We start from the raw sequence: 14,955 nt of genomic DNA, 5'->3' as shown, positions 1-14,955 counted from the left end.
GATCGGCTCAGTTCGGCGCAGCAGCCTCGGCCAGCGCGACGCCGGTTGGCGTTGGCTTTACTGGCACGATGCCGCGCGCCAGCGCCAGCAGATATTTGTTGTATTCGGTGAACAGCACGCGCAGCGCCCTCGGCTTGGTCAGCCAGCCGCCATTGCCGAGATTGCTGTTGACCACTGGATAGGGCTCGAGCTTGGCCTTGTGCAGCAGCCGGCCCATTTCCAGCAGGCTGCGCGGCATGTGATAGTTGTTGGTGACGAGGATCACGGTGCCATAGGCGTGGTCTTCCACCCACTTGGCACTTTCCTCGGCATTGCCGATCGTATCGAGCGCGGCGCGGTCGATATCGACGCAGCAGGAAAACAATTTCTTGTCGCCGCGGGTCGCGACCTGAAGCTGGCGGCGGCTGGCGGAAGGATGCACGCCGCTGATCAGCAGCCGCTCGCCCTTGCCGGATGCCAGCAGACCCATAGCGGCGTCGAGACGCGAATGGCCGCCGGTCAGCACGATGATGGCATCGGCTTTTGCCGGATTAGTAGGCGTCGCGAGACGGCTGACGGTGTTGGCGAACCAGCCGAAGCCGCCGGCAAACAGCGTTGCCAGCACGAGCAGAAAGAACGCGGAGATGCGCAACGCGCCCGCCAATCGGCTAGGCTTGGCGCGGGAACGCGTAATCACCAAGGGCAACTGTCCAGCCATTCCGGTCGAGTCGCGCGCGTCCATCATCTTTATCGTTAACCCCGAAATGCGGCGTTTAGTAGGTGAAAAAGCACACATTACGTTACGTTAATTCTCTATTCGTGATCACCCCGCGTCCGGTTGGCGGACATCGATGTCGCTGAGATAGGTGACGACGGTGGCATGGGAGGTTGCCGCCGTCAGCGCACCGATGACCAGCACCATGAGGACAACGCCGAGATAGCCCGCCGAACCGATGGCGAAATTGCCGAACAAGGCGGTCGCCTGATCTGCCTCAGGCGTTGCCATGTTGCGCGACGACCACCATGAGAAGACGATGAAGACGAGCACCGCCGCCGCACCCCCGGCGGCTGCACCCTTTATGCCGGTGACCAGAAAGTGGTGGCGGAATTCGCGCGCGATGAAGCGCGCTTCGGCGCCGACGAAATGCAGCACCTCGATGATGTGGCCGTTGCCGGCCATGGCGCCGCGCGTCGCGAACACCACGGTCAGCACGGTTGCCGACAGCATCAGCGCCAGCACGGCGATGCCGATGGTCACCGTGGTGCGGGCCATGGCCACCAGCCGGTCGACCCAGGTGCGATGGTCGTCAAGCGCTGCACTGGGCAGTTTCGGCGTGATCGCGGCGCGCATTGCGGCGAAGTCGGGCGGGTTGTTCTCGTCTATGGTGACGATGATCAGACGCGGCACCGGCAGGTCGTCGATGTTGAGACCCGAGCCGAGCCACGGCTCCAGTAGCCGCGCCGTGGCATCGCGGTCGACGATCCTAGCGCTCTTCACGCCAGGAAATTCGCCAGCGATCTGCGAGGCCTGGGCAAGTGCTGCCTCCATGTCGAGGCCGTCTACCGGCTTGATCTGGATCGTCGCCTCGCGTGAGATCTGGTTCTCCCAGACCGAGGCGGTGTCGCGCACCAGCGTCACCGCGCCGAAGGTCAGGCAGGAGAGGAACGTCATGATGGCGATGACCAGGACCAGAGCCCGGCCGGCGATGTTCTGCGCCGGCACGATCGGCGCCATCTTGCGCTGAACGCGCTGCGTCGTCGCAGCCTTCCCGGCGTGCTGGTCTTCGACATGCTGAACGGAATGGTCAATCATAGATATCCAGCCTTCCGCCGGCCAGGATCATGCGCCGTGCGTCGACCTGTTCCATCAGGCCGAGGTCGTGCGTTGCGATCACCACCGCGGTGCCCAGTCGGTTGAGTTCGATGAACAGCCGCAACAGGCGCCGCGCTAGCGGCGGATCGACATTGCCGGTCGGCTCGTCGGCAAGCAGGATCTCGGGCTGCTCGATCAGCGCCCTGGCAATTGCGGCACGCTGTTTCTCGCCACCCGACAGCACCGGCGGCAGCACATGCATACGCTCGCCAAGGCCGACCCATTTCAAGAGCTCGCTCACGTCGGTGCGGTAGCTCGCCTCCTCGCGACCGCGCACGCGCAGCGGTAAGGCCACGTTCTCATAGGTCGTCATGTGGTCGAGCAGGCGAAAGTCCTGGAACACGACGCCGATGCGCCGCCGCAGATGCGGCAGCTCGGTGCGCGAGATGCGCGAGCGGTCCTTGCCGAAGATGGTGATCAGTCCGCGCGTCGGCTTGAGCGACATGAACAAAAGCCGCAGCAGCGTCGTCTTGCCGGCGCCCGAAGGGCCGCTCAGGAACTGGAAGGAGCGCTCCGGTATGTGCAAGGAAATGTCGCGGAGGATTTCCGGACCCATGCCATAGCGGAGGCCGACATTTTCGAAGCGGATCACGTTCGACGACCTGAAACTTGCGGCGGCGACGAGCCAGCCTTCTCTGAGAAAAGACCATCGGCCGGCATGGTTAACCGGCGGTTAATTCTGAGGTTTTTTGGGCGCGTCACAGGGGTACCGATGGGGAAGCGTTAACCATTTCCGTTTACGCAAAAGAAACGAAGAGCGAACAAGTGCCGTAGTGCTGGGGCCATGATGGCTGAGGATCGAACCGCGCGCCCTGTTTCCGGCGAAATCATGACCGACACGGCCGCCGCGCCGGAACGCATCATGCGTGATCCGGCCGACGACATCGTCGATGCCGACTACGAGGTGCTGCCGCGCCGCACCGCCAGCATAGACCCTTCACCGCCGCTTTCGCGCGTAATCGCCACGCCATCGATCGAAGGCATGGACATGCTGCGCAAACCCAAAGCCGCGATGGAACGGCTGCGGGCGCGCGGCGGGCCGATCTTCTGGATCGCCGGCCTCAGTGCGGCGTTTGCAGCCTTCTGGATCTCGGGCGGGCACGCGCTGGTGCGCCAGGCGCCGCTTCTTCTTGCGGCACAGGAAACGGGCGCTGCACTCACCATTTCAGGCGTTACGTCGCGTATCGATGCGTCCGGGCCGGAACCTGTCCTGTTCGTTGGTGGCGAGGCCGCGAATGACGGCGCCAGTCCGTCGCCATTGCCGCCGCTGGAAATCCGGGTCACCGGCAATGACAGGCGCACAACCCGCTATACGCTGGAGACATTCAACCGTTCGCTGGCGCCCGGCGAAAGATTTGGCTTTTCGAGCCGGCTCGACATGCCTAGAAACGGGGTCAGGACCGTCTCGGTCACCTTCGCCAACTAGGGCGATCATTTCTGGAAAGGCTGCCAATGCCAGTCGTGCGCGGCAAGGATATCGAGGTTCTGTTTTCGGCGTCGGCGATTGCCCGCCGCAATTTGGAGCTCGCCAAGGAGATTGCCGGACACGACTATCAGGACCTTCTGGTGATTTCGGTGCTGAAAGGATCGTTCATTTTCGCTGCCGATCTCATCCGCGCCATGCACGATGTCGGCCTGTCGCCCGAGGTCGAATTCATCTTCATCTCCAGCTACGGCGCCGGCACCACCAGCGGCGAGGTTAGGGTGCTGCGCGACATCGACAACGAGGTCGCCGGCCGCGACGTACTGTTGATCGACGACATCCTCGAATCCGGCAAGACGCTGTCCTTCACCCGCGACCTGATGCTGTCGCGTGGCGCCAAAAGCTGCGCCATCGCCGTGCTGCTCGACAAGCGCATGCGGCGCCAGACCGCGCTCATCGCCGACTATGTCGGCTTCGACTGCCCCGACTATTTCGTCGTCGGCTACGGCATGGATGTCGCCCACGCCTTTCGCGAACTGCCGTTTGTAGGCGTCGTCAAGGGCGACGCCTAGGGTGTGCTGATATTCAGGGTGAGGCCGGCCTGCAAACAGCGGATTCCTGCGCTTACTACAGCGCCGCGCGCCTTCTTGGGCGCGCAAAGGACGCTGTAGAACTCTGATTTTGCGCATGACCTTTCCGAAATCAAATTCGATTTCGAAATCATGCGCGGGCTCACGTACCAAAAGTACGCTCCGCTCCGGTTCTCGGAAGCCGCTGTTTTCGACTCGGCCTGACCTGAATCTCAACACACCTTGGTGCTCGATCCGTGCGCTGGGCTTGAAATCGCTGTATGCAATTCTTCGATGCGGCGCGCTCCGGATTTTCTCCCTGACTGCGGTTGCGGTTCAGGAAAAGTCAACTTTTCCCGGCGAAACTTTCCGCTATGGCAAAGCTCCTGATCGTCGAGGACGATGAGTCCGTCCGCACCCTCGCCGCCCGCGCGCTCGAACGCGCCGGGCATATGATCGACATCGCCGCCGACGGCGCGCAAGGGCTTGCCCTGATCCGCGCAGCACGTGGCGGCTACGACCTTGTCGTCTCCGATATCCGCATGCCGGAAATGGATGGCATCCAAATGGCCAAGGCGGCTGCATCGCTTTTCCCGGCGATGAAGATCTTGCTGATGACCGGCTATGCCGACCAGCGCGAGCGCGCCGAGGAATTGAACGGCGTCATTGTGGATGTCGTGCAGAAGCCGTTCACGCTGGCCGAAATCCGCGCGCGTGTCGAACAGGCGCTCGCCTGTTTTGCCTAAAGTGCGTCGCGTCTGAAGGGATTCATGCGACGCTTTAAGTTCTTGTTTTTATGCATGTCGTCGTCCCAAAACCGCTGCGCACTTTTGGGCGACATGCATTAGAATCCAAGCCTAATCGCGGTCAGGCGGGATCGCAGGTCGCCGCGATTGCCGGCCCGCTGCTCCGGCGCCGGCTGGCATGGAGCGCGAACAGACCGGCGCCGATGATGAGGGCGGCGCCGACCACGGTGGTCGATCGCGGCACTTCGGCAAAGAACAGGAAGCCCCACAGCGGCGACCAGATGATGCCGGTGTATTCGAAGGTGGCGACGCTGTTGGCGGGCGCCAGCCGGTAGGCTTGCGACAACAGGATCATCCCGGCCGAAGCGACGAAGCCGCAGGCGGCCATCGTCAGAAAATCGATCGGCGTCGGCCAGGTCCATGGCCTGACCAGGAATTCGAGGCTCGGATGCGTGGCGTGAGCTATTCCTGCCAGCCAGAACAGCCCGGCGACCGCTGCAGCGCCCAGGAGATAGACGCCGTTTTGATAGAACGCCATGACTGTGGATGATTCGGTGTCGCCGATCTTGCGGGCCATCAACTGCGAAAAACCGTACAGCACCGCCGAGGCAAGCGACAACAGCGCTGCCCAGTCGAACAGCCCGGCACCGGGCCGCAGCATCACCAGCACGCCCAGCATCCCGACCATGACGGTGACCAGCGTCTGCCACGCCACCCGTTCGCCGAGATAAGGGCCGGCAAGCGCCATGATGAACAGCGGTGCCATGAAATAGAGCGCCACCGCGTCGGCAAGCGGCAGGGCGGCGATCGCCAGGTAGTAGACGGTGTAGGAGGTGAACAGGATGAAGGCGCGCATCGTCAGCATGCGAAATCGCTTCGAAAAGATCGCGCTGAGCCCGACGTCGGCATGAACGAGCACGAGAAGAATGGGCAGGGCGACGATCGAGCGGATCGCCATCACCTCGGTCACCGGATAAGTGCTCGATACGGCCTTGATCAGCGGGTCCTGGAGCGAGAACACCAGAACGCCGAGGCAAAGGCTTGCCATGCCGAGGACGATCCGGTTCTTCATGTCGTTTAATGGCTCCTTGCGTGTGCGGCCCGAGAGCCGGGCCTGGCAATTTTTGGTTTATGCATGTCGTTGTCCCAAAACCGCTGCGCACTTTTGGTCGACATCAAAAAGAACCCGCCACCGTTTCGGGCAGCGGGTGCGAGTGAGGACTCTAGATTGGTCCGCGGCCGATTTTCGCAGCCGCATATCCAATGGGTGAAGCGACTATTATCCGCCGTTTGACATGTTGCAAACGAATTGGAATGATACCAGCAATCAGATTTTCTTATGGCGGACAAATGAAGCCCTCACTCGATAGCGATCTGCTGCGCACCTTCGTCGCGGTTGCCGACACCGGTAATTTCACCAAGGCAGCGGAGCAGGCCGGCCGTACCCAATCGGCGGTTTCGATGCAGATGAAGAAGCTCGAAGATGTGGTCGGCGACAGCCTGTTCGAGCGTGGCTCGCGTGGTGTTGCGCTGACGCGCCGCGGCGGCGAGCTCATCGTCAACGCCCGCCGGATCGTATCGCTGCTGGACGAGACGGCGGCATCGATGGTCGCGGCGCCGCTTGGCGGTCCGGTGCGCATCGGCATCCCGGAGGAATATGGCCACGCGATCCTGTCGCGCGCGCTCGGCGCCTTTGCCAAGCGCCATCCTCAGGTCGACATCACCGTCCGCTACGCGCATTCCGGTGCGCAGATCGCGGCGCTCGCCGCCGGCGAACTCGATCTGGCGGTGGTGTTCGAATGGCAGGATCTCTCCGGCGGTGAGGTGCTGATGCATGACCCGACCGTGTGGGTGACGTCGGAGCTGCATCACATGCATGAGGAGCGGCCGGTGCCGATCGCACTCTACAACCGTGCCGGCTGGTGCAAGGATTTCGCGATCAAGTCGCTGGAGCAGCGCGGCCTCGCCTATCGTGTCGCTTATACCAGCGACACCAATGGCGGCCTGCGGCTCGCCGTCACCTCCGGGCTGGCGATCGCGCCGATCTCGCGCAGCAACATCCCGGCCGGCTGCCGCGAACTTACGGCCGCCGATGGGTTCGGCGACATCGATTCCTCGAACGTGGTGCTGCGCCGCAATCCGAACGCTTCCGGCGAGGCCATCGACGGCATGGAGGAGGCGATCCGCGAGGCGTTCACCAACCGCTAGAGCAGGGCGGCTTTATTTCAGCTCCAGCAGCCGCTCCAGATAGCTGCGCTCGATGTCGGGGCTGAGCGCGTTGCCGAGCCGCTTGCGGATCGCTTCGAGGATCTGGCGGGCGCGCTGCACGTCGATTTCGTCCGGGACCTTCACCGAATCGCCGAAATCGGGACCTTCGGTAGCGCGCGGCCGGCCGAGCGGATCGCGGTCGGCGTTCTGCTGGCGGCCGCCCCGCTCGCCTTCGCCCTCGTCGCCCTGCATGGCCTGCAATTGCTTCATCATGTCCTTGGCGCCCTTGCGCAACGCTTCCAGCGCGCGGCCCTGGTGACCGACGGCCTGGTCGCCATCGCTGTCGCCAAGCGCCTGCTCGGCATTGCCCATGGATTTGCCGGCCTCGCCAAACCCTTCGTTGGGCTCGAGACCCATGCCTTCGAGGCCTTTTCTCAGCTGCTCGAGGTCGCCTTGCAGCTTGCCCTGGCCTTCCTGCAACCGCTTCAGCGCGTCGGCGAATTCCTGCGGCGTCATCGGCTTCGGCCGGCCGAGCGGATCACGGTCTTCACCTGGGTCGGGCTGCTCGCCCTGTTCGCCCATTTGGCCCTGCTCACCGTTCTCGCCGAGCTGCTCTTCGCGATTCTGCCCGCGCTGTTGCTGGCCGCGCTGCATCTGGTCCAAGCGGAAGGTCTCGTTCATCATCTCCTGCTGGCGCCGCATGATCTCGCCGAGCTTGTCCATCTGCTGGCGCATTTCGCTGTTCTGCTGGCCGCCCTGCTGCTGACGTCCGGCCTGCAGATTGTTCATCATGTCCTGCAGTTGCGAAAGCAATTGCTGCGCGCTGTCGCGGTCGCCTGATTTCGCCAGGTTTTCGATCTGGTCCATCATGCGTTCGATGTCGCTCTGGCGCAGTTCCTGGCCGTTCTGCTGCATCTGCGGCGCGTTCGGATTCTGCTGTGCACGCTGGGCGAATTCCTGCAGGAACTGGTTCATCGCCTCGCGCAGTTCCTTCATCGCCTTGTCGATTTCCTCGTCGCTGGCGCCGTTCTTGATCGCGTCCTGCAGCGCCTGCTGCGCCTGGCGCAGCCGCCGCTCGGCTTCCGAAAGATTGCCTTCCTCGATGCCGAGCGCGATCTCCCACAGATAGGCGACCTCGTCGCGCAACTTGTCGTCGTTGTCGGCCATCTTCAAACGGGTGCGGGCGCTCATGATGGCGAGGTAGTGCGCCATGTTGTCGAACGTGTCTTCGGGCCTGAGCGTGATCGCGTCCATCAGGTCGAGCACGCGGCTCTTGGCGTTGGCGTCGAGCGCCAGCACGCGGCGCTGCTCGATCACGGCCCTCGCCAGCGGGTTGGAGAAAGGCCGCTCCGGCATCACCAGCGTCTTGGTTTCGCTGGTTGCCGTATGTCCGGCGTCGTCGGTGGCGACAAGCCTGAGCTCGATGTTGCCGCCGGCCCAGACATGCTCGGTCAGGTCCTTGGTGGTCTTGGCGGCATTCCCCTTGGCGCCGCGGCGCGGCAGCGTCAGCGGCATTTCGGGCGGGCCATAGAGCGGATGCGCATTCGGCGCCGGCGGGTCGGCCAATACGAAATCCGCCTTGGCGGAGGCCGCGCCATAGTCGTCGTCGATCTGGTAGTTGAGTTCGAAGGAGCCATTGACGGCGCGTTTCGGCTCGCCGACGAAGCGGATCTGCGGCGGCTTGTCAGGGATCACCGCGAAGGCCCAGTTGCCGAGTTCGTCATTGCCCGAGTTCAGCGTCAGCGTGCCGTTGGCGGTCAGCTTTCCGGTGAACTGGCGCACCGTGGAGGGCGTTGCCGTGGAGGGCGTTGCCGCCGCCGGCTCGGCCGCGTCGGCCTGCTGACCGGCCGGCTCGATGGTGCGAGCGTTGCCGTCGGCGTCGGCGTAGCTCAGCGTTTCCTCGCCGGAACCGCCGGTGACGCGCAGCGACACATCGCTGCCTTCCGGAACAGTGAAGGTGGGCGCAGCCTGATTGCCATTGTCGGCGAGGGCTGGGTTGGCGAGGGCTGGGGACGTGAGGAAGACCGGCGGCCTGCCGGTGTAGGCCGGCGGCGTCACCCAGGCGTCGATGCGCGGCGGCACGGCGTCCCGCGCCGCGTGGGCACTGAACCCGTCTGCGATGCGGCCGCCCGACGGTCCGAACGAGAAGGCAAAGGCGGTGACCAACAAAAGCGCAGCCACGGCGCGCAGCCCCCACGGGTCGCGCTCCGGCACCCGGGTGCGCGGCAGGTCGCCACCGAGGTTGCCGAGTTTTTCGGCCATGCGTTTCTGGTGCTCGCGCCACAGCGCTTGCGAAAATATGCTTTCCCTGCCGCTCGGCCGGTCGGTCTGCACCAGCACCGGGCTGTGCAGCAACTGGTTGGCCGCCTCGATGCGCCGGTCGATCTCGGCGCTGGTCGGCACCCGGAAGAAACGCAGGGGATAGAGCGCGGCAAGGGCTGCGATGCCGAACACTGCCATGAGGCCCATGCGCGCCGCGTCGGGCAGCAGAAGGAAGAGGCCGAGCCACGAGGCGCTGAGGAACAGGCTGGCGACTATGAGCAGCGGAAGCAGCAACGGCCAGCCACGCTCGACCGTCATCGAGACCCGCGTCGCCAGCCGGCTCAGGGCAAGGCGCCCGGCCAGGCTGCGATCGCTGGTGAAGGTGGGTCGTTGCGTCATCGGCCCTTCCTGCTCGGGCGGGATAACCCGAACCTCACAAATCTATCGCACCGGCCCGAAAATCGGATGCGAAGGACTCAAAGTTTTAGATGCACGTCACTCGAAGCATATCAACAAACACGGCGAAGGCGAGGCGGTTCCCGAAAACGTGAACGATACTGCCTCCATTATCGTCAGAATTTAGCCGGATTGGCGTTTGCACCGCAGACCAGCACGGCGACACGCTCGCCCGCAGCCGGCGCGTAGCGGCCGGACAGGAGCGCTGCGAACGCCGCTGCGCCGCCCGGCTCGGATATGATTCGCACCCGGTCCCAAAGCGCCGCCTGCGCGGCGATGATCTCGTCGTCGCTGACCAATATGGAACGCTCGACGAAGGCCTCGGCGATTGGAAACATCATTTCGCCGACGCGCTTCGGCGCCAGCGAATCGGCGGCGATGCCCTCAGTCGGCGCATCGACGGGCTGGCCGGCCTCGAAGGCGCGATAGAGCGTCGGAGCACCCTCGGGCTCGACGGCGATGATCCTGATGCGGCCGGCAAACCAGGCGGCGATGCCGCCGATCAGGCCGCCGCCACCGACGGCGACCAGCAGCGTGTCGAGCTCCGGCAGGTCAGCCTCGATCTCGAGGCCGAGCGTGCCTTGCCCGACAAGCGTTTCTTCCTGGTTGAAGGCGTGGATCTGCAGCGCACCGGACTTTTCCGCGAAACTTTCGCTGGCGGCCAGCGCCTCGGCATAGCGCGCGCCGCCGACGACCAACTCGGCGCCGTAGCCGCGGATGCGTTCCAGCTTGGCCGGCGGACTCACTTCGGGAACGAAGATCGTCGCCTTGTGGCCGAGCCGCATGGCGGCATAGGCGACCGCGGCACCGTGATTGCCGCCGGATGCGGCGACGACGCCGGCCGCGGGAACCGGCCGTTCGAGAAGATTGGTGAACGCGCCGCGCGCCTTGAACGAGCCGGAATGCTGCAGACATTCCAGCTTCAGGTCGACGGCAAGAGGCGGACGGCCGAAATCGGCCATGTCGACGCGCAGCACCGGCGTGTGGCGCACGAATGGCCGGATGCGCGGTTCCATTGCGGCGATGCGCTCGCGGGTGATCCTATTACCGTTCAGCATGGCCTGCTCCCAAGGGTTGACATCACTTAGTAACTTAGCAAAATGGCTAAATGCAAGAGGTTGATGTCTTCAAGGCGATCGCCAACGAGCGCAGGCTGCAAATCCTCGATTGGCTAAAGGACCCGCGCGTGCATTTTTCGCCGCAAGCCGATGGCGATCTGGTCGAGGACGGCGTCTGCGCGCTGCTGATCGCCGAAAAGCTTGGCATCACCCAGGCGACGCTCAGCGAGCATATGCGAGTGCTGACCCAGGCGGGCCTTCTGCGCAGCAAACGCATCAAGCAGTGGACATTCTATCGCCGCGACGAGGGCAGGATCGCCGAGACCAGGGCGCTGATTCAGCACCGGCTGTAGCGCTGCAGACGATCTATTCTTGTTTGACCATGATCTTTTCCGAAATCCGGTTCCCACTTTTCGGGATCATGGGTCTATTCCAGCCAATCAGGCAGCGAATCCAGCCCGATCAGCTCGTCATAAGTCTGGCGCCGGCGCACGACATGGAAACGGTCGCCGTCGACCAGCACTTCGGGCACCAACAGGCGGGTGTTGTAGGTACCGGCCTGCACCGCGCCATAGGCGCCGGCGGTGGCGACGGCGATCAGGTCGCCGGCCTTGAGCCGCGGCAGGTCGCGGTCGAGGCCGAGATAATCGCCGGTCTCGCAGACCGGGCCGACGACGTCGACCGTCATGCGCGGCGCCACGGCCGGCTGCTGCACCACCGGCTTGATGTCATGGAAGGCGTCATAGAGTGTCGGCCGGATCAGATCGTTCATCGCGGCGTCGACGACCAGGAAGTTCTTGGCGTCGCCCTCCTTCACGAAGATCACTTGCGAGACGAGGACACCGGCATTGCCGACGATCAGCCGGCCCGGCTCGAACATCACCTTCAGCCCGAGCTTGGCGACGTGCTTCCTGACGATCTGGGCATAAGCGTCCGGCAACGGAGGGGGGCTGTTGTCGACGCGGTAGGGAATGCCGAGACCGCCGCCGAGATCGATATGCTCGATGGCGTGCCCGTCGGCACGAAGCACGCCGACCAGTTCCACCAGCAGCGCGAAGGCGTCGTCGAAGGGCTGCAATTCGGTGATCTGGCTGCCGATATGGGTGTCGATACCGGTGACCTTGATGCCAGGCAGTTCAGCCGCGCGGGCATAGACCTGGCGCGCCTTCTGCCAGGGAATGCCGAACTTGTTCTCGGCCCTGCCGGTGGAGATCTTCTTGTGGGTCTTGGCATCGACATCCGGGTTGATGCGCATCGAGATCGACGCCACCTTGCCCAGGGCCGTGGCGCGGGTCGACAGCAGTTCCAGTTCCGCCTCGGATTCGACGTTGAAACAGAGAATGCCGGCCGAGAGCGCAAAATCCATTTCGCGCGCGGTCTTGCCGACGCCCGAAAACAGGATCTTGTTGGCCGGAATGCCGGCGGCCAGCGCGCGGCGCAGTTCGCCTTCCGAGACCACGTCGGCGCCGGCGCCGAGTTTTGCCAGGATCTTCAGCACCGCCTGGTTGGAATTCGCCTTCATGGCATAGCAGACCAGCGCGTCGAGCCCGGCAAAGGCCTGCGCAAACACGTGGAAATGCCTGGTCAGCGTCGCCGTCGAATAACAATAGAACGGTGTGCCGACGCTTGCCGCGATATCTGATATCGCCACGTCCTCGGCATGCAGCACGCCGTCGCGGTAGTCGAAATGGTTCACAAGAGCGGTTCCGGAAGTTGGAGCACGATGAGATCGGCCGATCTCATCGGCTCTAGATCAACGGGTCGAGAATGAACTTCTTGTCCTTGACCGGTTTTTCCGGCTCGGGCGGCACGGGCTGCTCGGCCTTTTGTGCGTCCTTGCGCGCCTGCACGGCCGCCTCATAGGGCGTCTCGAGCCCGGCTTTCCTGCCGCAGGCCGTTACGGTTGCCAGCGCCGCCAGCAGCGCGAGCGTCACCAAAATCCTGCTTGCGGTCATCGATCCATCCGTCCGAAACTTTTGCCCGCCGCTTTTAGCCGAGTTTTTCTGGCATTGCACCTAGTGTGGTGGATTTGAAGTTCCTGTCATTGATGGCATTCGCGTTAAGGAACTTCAAATCCAAAACCACACTAGAATTCATCAATTAACTCGTGCGGCTTTTGAATCCGAAATTCGCTCGCCGCGCTGCTCCAACGTGATGCGAATTTCGGATTCGCCGCACGAGCATCACGCCTTGGCAATGTGCTTTTTCCAGTATCGGATCTGCTTCCTCACTTCCGACGGCGCGGTGCCGCCGAAGCTCGTGCGGCTCTTCACCGAGTTCTGCACGGCAAGCACGGAAAACACGTCCGCCGTGATCCCGGGGTGAATGGACTGCAAGTCTTCCAGCGGCAGCCTGTCGAGCCCGATCTTCTTCTCTTCGGCCAGCGCCACCGCGCGGCCGGTGACATGATGCGCCTCGCGGAACGGCAGGCCGAGGGTGCGCACCAGCCAGTCGGCGAGATCGGTCGCGGTCGCATAGCCTGACCCGGCGGCCTTCTTCATGGCGGCAGCGTTCACCGTCATGTCGCGCACCATGCCGGTCATCGCCGCCAGCATCAGGTCAAGCGTCTCGGCGGCGTCGAACACGGATTCCTTGTCCTCCTGCATGTCCTTGCCATAAGTCAGCGGCATGCCCTTCATCACCGTCAGCAGACCGACCAGATGGCCAGTGACGCGGCCGGTCTTGCCGCGCACCAGTTCGGCGGCGTCGGGGTTCTTTTTCTGCGGCATGATCGAGGAGCCGGTAGAGAATGAGTCCGACAGCCTGACGAATCCGAATTGCGGCGTCGACCAGATGATGATCTCTTCGGCCAGCCGCGACAGATGCGTCGCGCAGATTGCCGCCAACCCTAAGAATTCAAGCGCGAAATCGCGGTCCGAAACGCTGTCCAGCGAGTTGCGCATCGGTTCGCGGAAGCCAAGCGCCTTGGCCGTGTGGTGCCGGTCGATCGGAAAGCTGGTGCCGGCAAGGGCGGCGGCACCGAGCGGGCTTTCGTCCATCCGTTCGATGGCGTCGCGAACCCGCGACAGGTCGCGCGAAAACATCTCGACATAGGCCATGCAGTGGTGGCCGAAGGTCACCGGCTGCGCCGCCTGCATATGGGTGAAGCCGGGCATCACAGTTGCCGCATGCTCCTCGGCCCGTTCCAGGAACGCCGTGATCAGGCCCTTCAGCGCCTCGGCGACGCGAAAGCATTCGTCCTTGACCCACAGTCTGAGATCGACCGCCACCTGGTCGTTGCGCGAACGGGCGGTGTGCAGGCGGCCGGCGGCCGGCCCGATCAGTTCCGCAAGGCGAGCCTCGACATTCATGTGGATGTCTTCCAGCCTGGTCGAGAACTCGAAAGTGCCGGCTTCGATCTCTGCCAGGATCGTGTTCAGCCCGTGAGCGATTTTTCCTTGATCGGCCGCCGAAATAATGCCCGTTTGCGCCAGCATCTCGCTATGGGCGATCGAGCCTCTGATATCCTGCGCGTAGAGCTTGCGGTCGAACGAGATCGACGCGTTGATCGCTTCCATGATCGCGGCCGGACCCGAGGCAAAACGTCCGCCCCACATCTGGTTGCTGGCCTTCTTGTCGCTCATCGCTATAACCCGTGCTCCGGAGCAGTTTTTAAAAATGGCAGACGGCAATCAATTTTTTCCGGCCCCGCGCCTCATCCTCGCCGCTTTGGTGGCGGGCGTGCTGGCCGGCGCGGTCGCGGTATATGTCAGCGAGAGCGGTTCTGGCAACAACGCGCCCGCTCAAGTCGCCGTTGACGACAGCAAGGACGATGTCGCCTGCGCCGCCAAGGCTGACCGCGCCAAGACGGTCGCGGCGGCTGCCACCGGCCAGGTTGCCGCACTCTTGCCGGCCGATCCGCCGCAATCGCTGAAAAGCCTTGCCTTCAACGACCCTGGCGGCAAGCCGATGACGCTCGCCGACCATGCCGGCAAGACGGTGCTGCTCAATCTGTGGGCGACATGGTGCGCGCCGTGCCGCGCCGAAATGCCGGCGCTCGACGCGCTGCAGAAAGAAATGGGCAGCGACGCTTTCGAGGTCGTCGCGGTCAATGTCGATGCCGGCGACGACACCAAGCCAAAAAAGTTCCTCGAGGAAACCGGCGTCGAGGCGCTCGGCTATTATCGTGATTCGACGATGGCGTTGTTCAACGATCTCAAGACGCGCGGCCTGGCGCTCGGCCTGCCGGTCACCATGCTGATCGACGGTGAAGGCTGCCTGATCGCTCACATGAACGGCCCTGCCGAGTGGTCGAGCCCGGATGCCAAGCGGCTGGTCGAGACGGCACTCGGCAAGTCGGACTAACGCATGTCGCGCACAAGCATGCCCTCGGGCCCGACCCAGGGCCTGACCCGAGGGTGCGCAGCGGTTTTGCGATAAC

At 63.6% G+C, this 14,955-nt stretch carries 15 protein-coding genes; 6 read left to right on the top strand and 9 right to left on the bottom strand.

Going from position 1 to position 14,955, the window contains the following annotated elements:
• Positions 1-7: 7 nt before the first annotated feature.
• From AC0L3N_RS07980 to ftsE, 3 genes are all read right to left on the bottom strand, one after another.
• Positions 8-724 (bottom strand): YdcF family protein, encoded by a 717-nt coding sequence (locus AC0L3N_RS07980; RefSeq protein WP_473546879.1) that lies wholly within the window; start codon positions 722-724, stop codon positions 8-10.
• 78 nt (positions 725-802) lie between these two features.
• On the bottom strand, positions 803-1,792 hold the full coding sequence (locus AC0L3N_RS07975) for a cell division protein FtsX (RefSeq protein WP_473546877.1): 990 nt from the start codon (positions 1,790-1,792) through the stop codon (positions 803-805).
• Complete coding sequence (gene ftsE / locus AC0L3N_RS07970; protein WP_473546875.1) at positions 1,785-2,444, bottom strand: cell division ATP-binding protein FtsE; 660 nt, start codon at positions 2,442-2,444, stop codon at positions 1,785-1,787. The genes AC0L3N_RS07975 and ftsE overlap by 8 nt, the downstream gene beginning before the upstream one ends.
• A gap of 192 nt (positions 2,445-2,636) precedes the next feature.
• Here ftsE and AC0L3N_RS07965 point away from each other — a divergent pair, with 192 nt between their 5' ends.
• The 3 genes from AC0L3N_RS07965 (at position 2,637) to AC0L3N_RS07955 (ending at position 4,590) form a co-directional block, all read left to right on the top strand.
• Complete coding sequence (locus AC0L3N_RS07965) at positions 2,637-3,278, top strand: hypothetical protein (RefSeq protein WP_123148634.1); 642 nt, start codon at positions 2,637-2,639, stop codon at positions 3,276-3,278.
• A 26-nt stretch (positions 3,279-3,304) separates the two neighbouring features.
• On the top strand, positions 3,305-3,847 hold the full coding sequence (hpt, locus tag AC0L3N_RS07960) for a hypoxanthine phosphoribosyltransferase (protein ID WP_123148635.1): 543 nt from the start codon (positions 3,305-3,307) through the stop codon (positions 3,845-3,847).
• Between the two features lie 371 nt (positions 3,848-4,218).
• A complete protein-coding gene (locus AC0L3N_RS07955) occupies positions 4,219-4,590 on the top strand; it encodes a response regulator (RefSeq protein WP_027153386.1) in 372 nt (123 codons plus the stop codon).
• 121 nt (positions 4,591-4,711) lie between these two features.
• Here AC0L3N_RS07955 and AC0L3N_RS07950 read toward each other — a convergent pair whose 3' ends face one another.
• Positions 4,712-5,662 carry a DMT family transporter gene (locus AC0L3N_RS07950; RefSeq protein WP_473546873.1) on the bottom strand — a complete coding sequence of 317 codons (951 nt, stop codon included), beginning with the start codon at positions 5,660-5,662 and terminating at the stop codon, positions 4,712-4,714.
• Between the two features lie 278 nt (positions 5,663-5,940).
• On the opposite strand from AC0L3N_RS07950, the gene AC0L3N_RS07945 reads away from it, so the two are divergent.
• Positions 5,941-6,798: a LysR family transcriptional regulator gene (locus tag AC0L3N_RS07945; protein ID WP_473546871.1), complete on the top strand. Its 858-nt coding sequence runs from the start codon at positions 5,941-5,943 to the stop codon at positions 6,796-6,798.
• Positions 6,799-6,810: 12 nt separating this feature from the next.
• Here the strand turns inward: AC0L3N_RS07945 and AC0L3N_RS07940 are convergent, their stop codons facing one another.
• Both AC0L3N_RS07940 and AC0L3N_RS07935 read right to left on the bottom strand, forming a co-directional pair.
• Positions 6,811-9,459, bottom strand: a complete 2,649-nt coding sequence (locus tag AC0L3N_RS07940) for a TIGR02302 family protein (RefSeq protein ID WP_473546869.1) — start codon at positions 9,457-9,459, stop codon at positions 6,811-6,813.
• A 173-nt stretch (positions 9,460-9,632) separates the two neighbouring features.
• Positions 9,633-10,574, bottom strand: a complete 942-nt coding sequence (locus AC0L3N_RS07935) for a threonine/serine dehydratase (protein WP_473546867.1) — start codon at positions 10,572-10,574, stop codon at positions 9,633-9,635.
• 50 nt (positions 10,575-10,624) lie between these two features.
• On the opposite strand from AC0L3N_RS07935, the gene AC0L3N_RS07930 reads away from it, so the two are divergent.
• On the top strand, positions 10,625-10,927 hold the full coding sequence (locus tag AC0L3N_RS07930; protein ID WP_192365059.1) for an ArsR/SmtB family transcription factor: 303 nt from the start codon (positions 10,625-10,627) through the stop codon (positions 10,925-10,927).
• A gap of 74 nt (positions 10,928-11,001) precedes the next feature.
• Here AC0L3N_RS07930 and lysA read toward each other — a convergent pair whose 3' ends face one another.
• From lysA to argH, 3 genes are all read right to left on the bottom strand, one after another.
• Positions 11,002-12,270 (bottom strand): diaminopimelate decarboxylase, encoded by a 1,269-nt coding sequence (gene lysA, locus AC0L3N_RS07925; protein WP_473546865.1) that lies wholly within the window; start codon positions 12,268-12,270, stop codon positions 11,002-11,004.
• Between the two features lie 52 nt (positions 12,271-12,322).
• Positions 12,323-12,529: a lipoprotein gene (locus AC0L3N_RS07920; protein ID WP_095493413.1), complete on the bottom strand. Its 207-nt coding sequence runs from the start codon at positions 12,527-12,529 to the stop codon at positions 12,323-12,325.
• Positions 12,530-12,757: 228 nt separating this feature from the next.
• Positions 12,758-14,158 (bottom strand): argininosuccinate lyase, encoded by a 1,401-nt coding sequence (argH, locus tag AC0L3N_RS07915; RefSeq protein ID WP_473546863.1) that lies wholly within the window; start codon positions 14,156-14,158, stop codon positions 12,758-12,760.
• 34 nt (positions 14,159-14,192) lie between these two features.
• Here argH and tlpA point away from each other — a divergent pair, with 34 nt between their 5' ends.
• Positions 14,193-14,879: a thiol:disulfide interchange protein TlpA gene (tlpA, locus tag AC0L3N_RS07910; RefSeq protein WP_473546861.1), complete on the top strand. Its 687-nt coding sequence runs from the start codon at positions 14,193-14,195 to the stop codon at positions 14,877-14,879.
• Positions 14,880-14,955 lie beyond the last annotated feature (76 nt).

The sequence above is a fragment of the Mesorhizobium sp. WSM4807 genome (assembly GCF_055811615.1).
The sequence above is the reverse complement of the archived record's forward strand: the minus strand, read 5'-3'. Positions and strand labels throughout refer to the sequence as shown.

Excerpts from the sequence above, each read along its gene's own strand:
- AC0L3N_RS07980 (WP_473546879.1), bottom strand. The coding sequence starts at position 724 with ATGATGGACGCGCGCGACTCGACCGGAATGGCTGGACAGTTGCCCTTG.
- AC0L3N_RS07975 (WP_473546877.1), bottom strand. The coding sequence starts at position 1,792 with ATGATTGACCATTCCGTTCAGCATGTCGAAGACCAGCACGCCGGGAAG.
- AC0L3N_RS07965 (WP_123148634.1), top strand. The coding sequence starts at position 2,637 with ATGATGGCTGAGGATCGAACCGCGCGCCCTGTTTCCGGCGAAATCATG.
- hpt (WP_123148635.1), top strand. The coding sequence starts at position 3,305 with ATGCCAGTCGTGCGCGGCAAGGATATCGAGGTTCTGTTTTCGGCGTCG.
- AC0L3N_RS07955 (WP_027153386.1), top strand. The coding sequence starts at position 4,219 with ATGGCAAAGCTCCTGATCGTCGAGGACGATGAGTCCGTCCGCACCCTC.
- AC0L3N_RS07950 (WP_473546873.1), bottom strand. The coding sequence starts at position 5,662 with ATGAAGAACCGGATCGTCCTCGGCATGGCAAGCCTTTGCCTCGGCGTT.
- AC0L3N_RS07945 (WP_473546871.1), top strand. The coding sequence starts at position 5,941 with ATGAAGCCCTCACTCGATAGCGATCTGCTGCGCACCTTCGTCGCGGTT.
- AC0L3N_RS07940 (WP_473546869.1), bottom strand. The coding sequence starts at position 9,459 with ATGACGCAACGACCCACCTTCACCAGCGATCGCAGCCTGGCCGGGCGC.
- AC0L3N_RS07935 (WP_473546867.1), bottom strand. The coding sequence starts at position 10,574 with ATGCTGAACGGTAATAGGATCACCCGCGAGCGCATCGCCGCAATGGAA.
- AC0L3N_RS07930 (WP_192365059.1), top strand. The coding sequence starts at position 10,625 with ATGCAAGAGGTTGATGTCTTCAAGGCGATCGCCAACGAGCGCAGGCTG.
- AC0L3N_RS07920 (WP_095493413.1), bottom strand. The coding sequence starts at position 12,529 with ATGACCGCAAGCAGGATTTTGGTGACGCTCGCGCTGCTGGCGGCGCTG.
- argH (WP_473546863.1), bottom strand. The coding sequence starts at position 14,158 with ATGAGCGACAAGAAGGCCAGCAACCAGATGTGGGGCGGACGTTTTGCC.
- tlpA (WP_473546861.1), top strand. The coding sequence starts at position 14,193 with ATGGCAGACGGCAATCAATTTTTTCCGGCCCCGCGCCTCATCCTCGCC.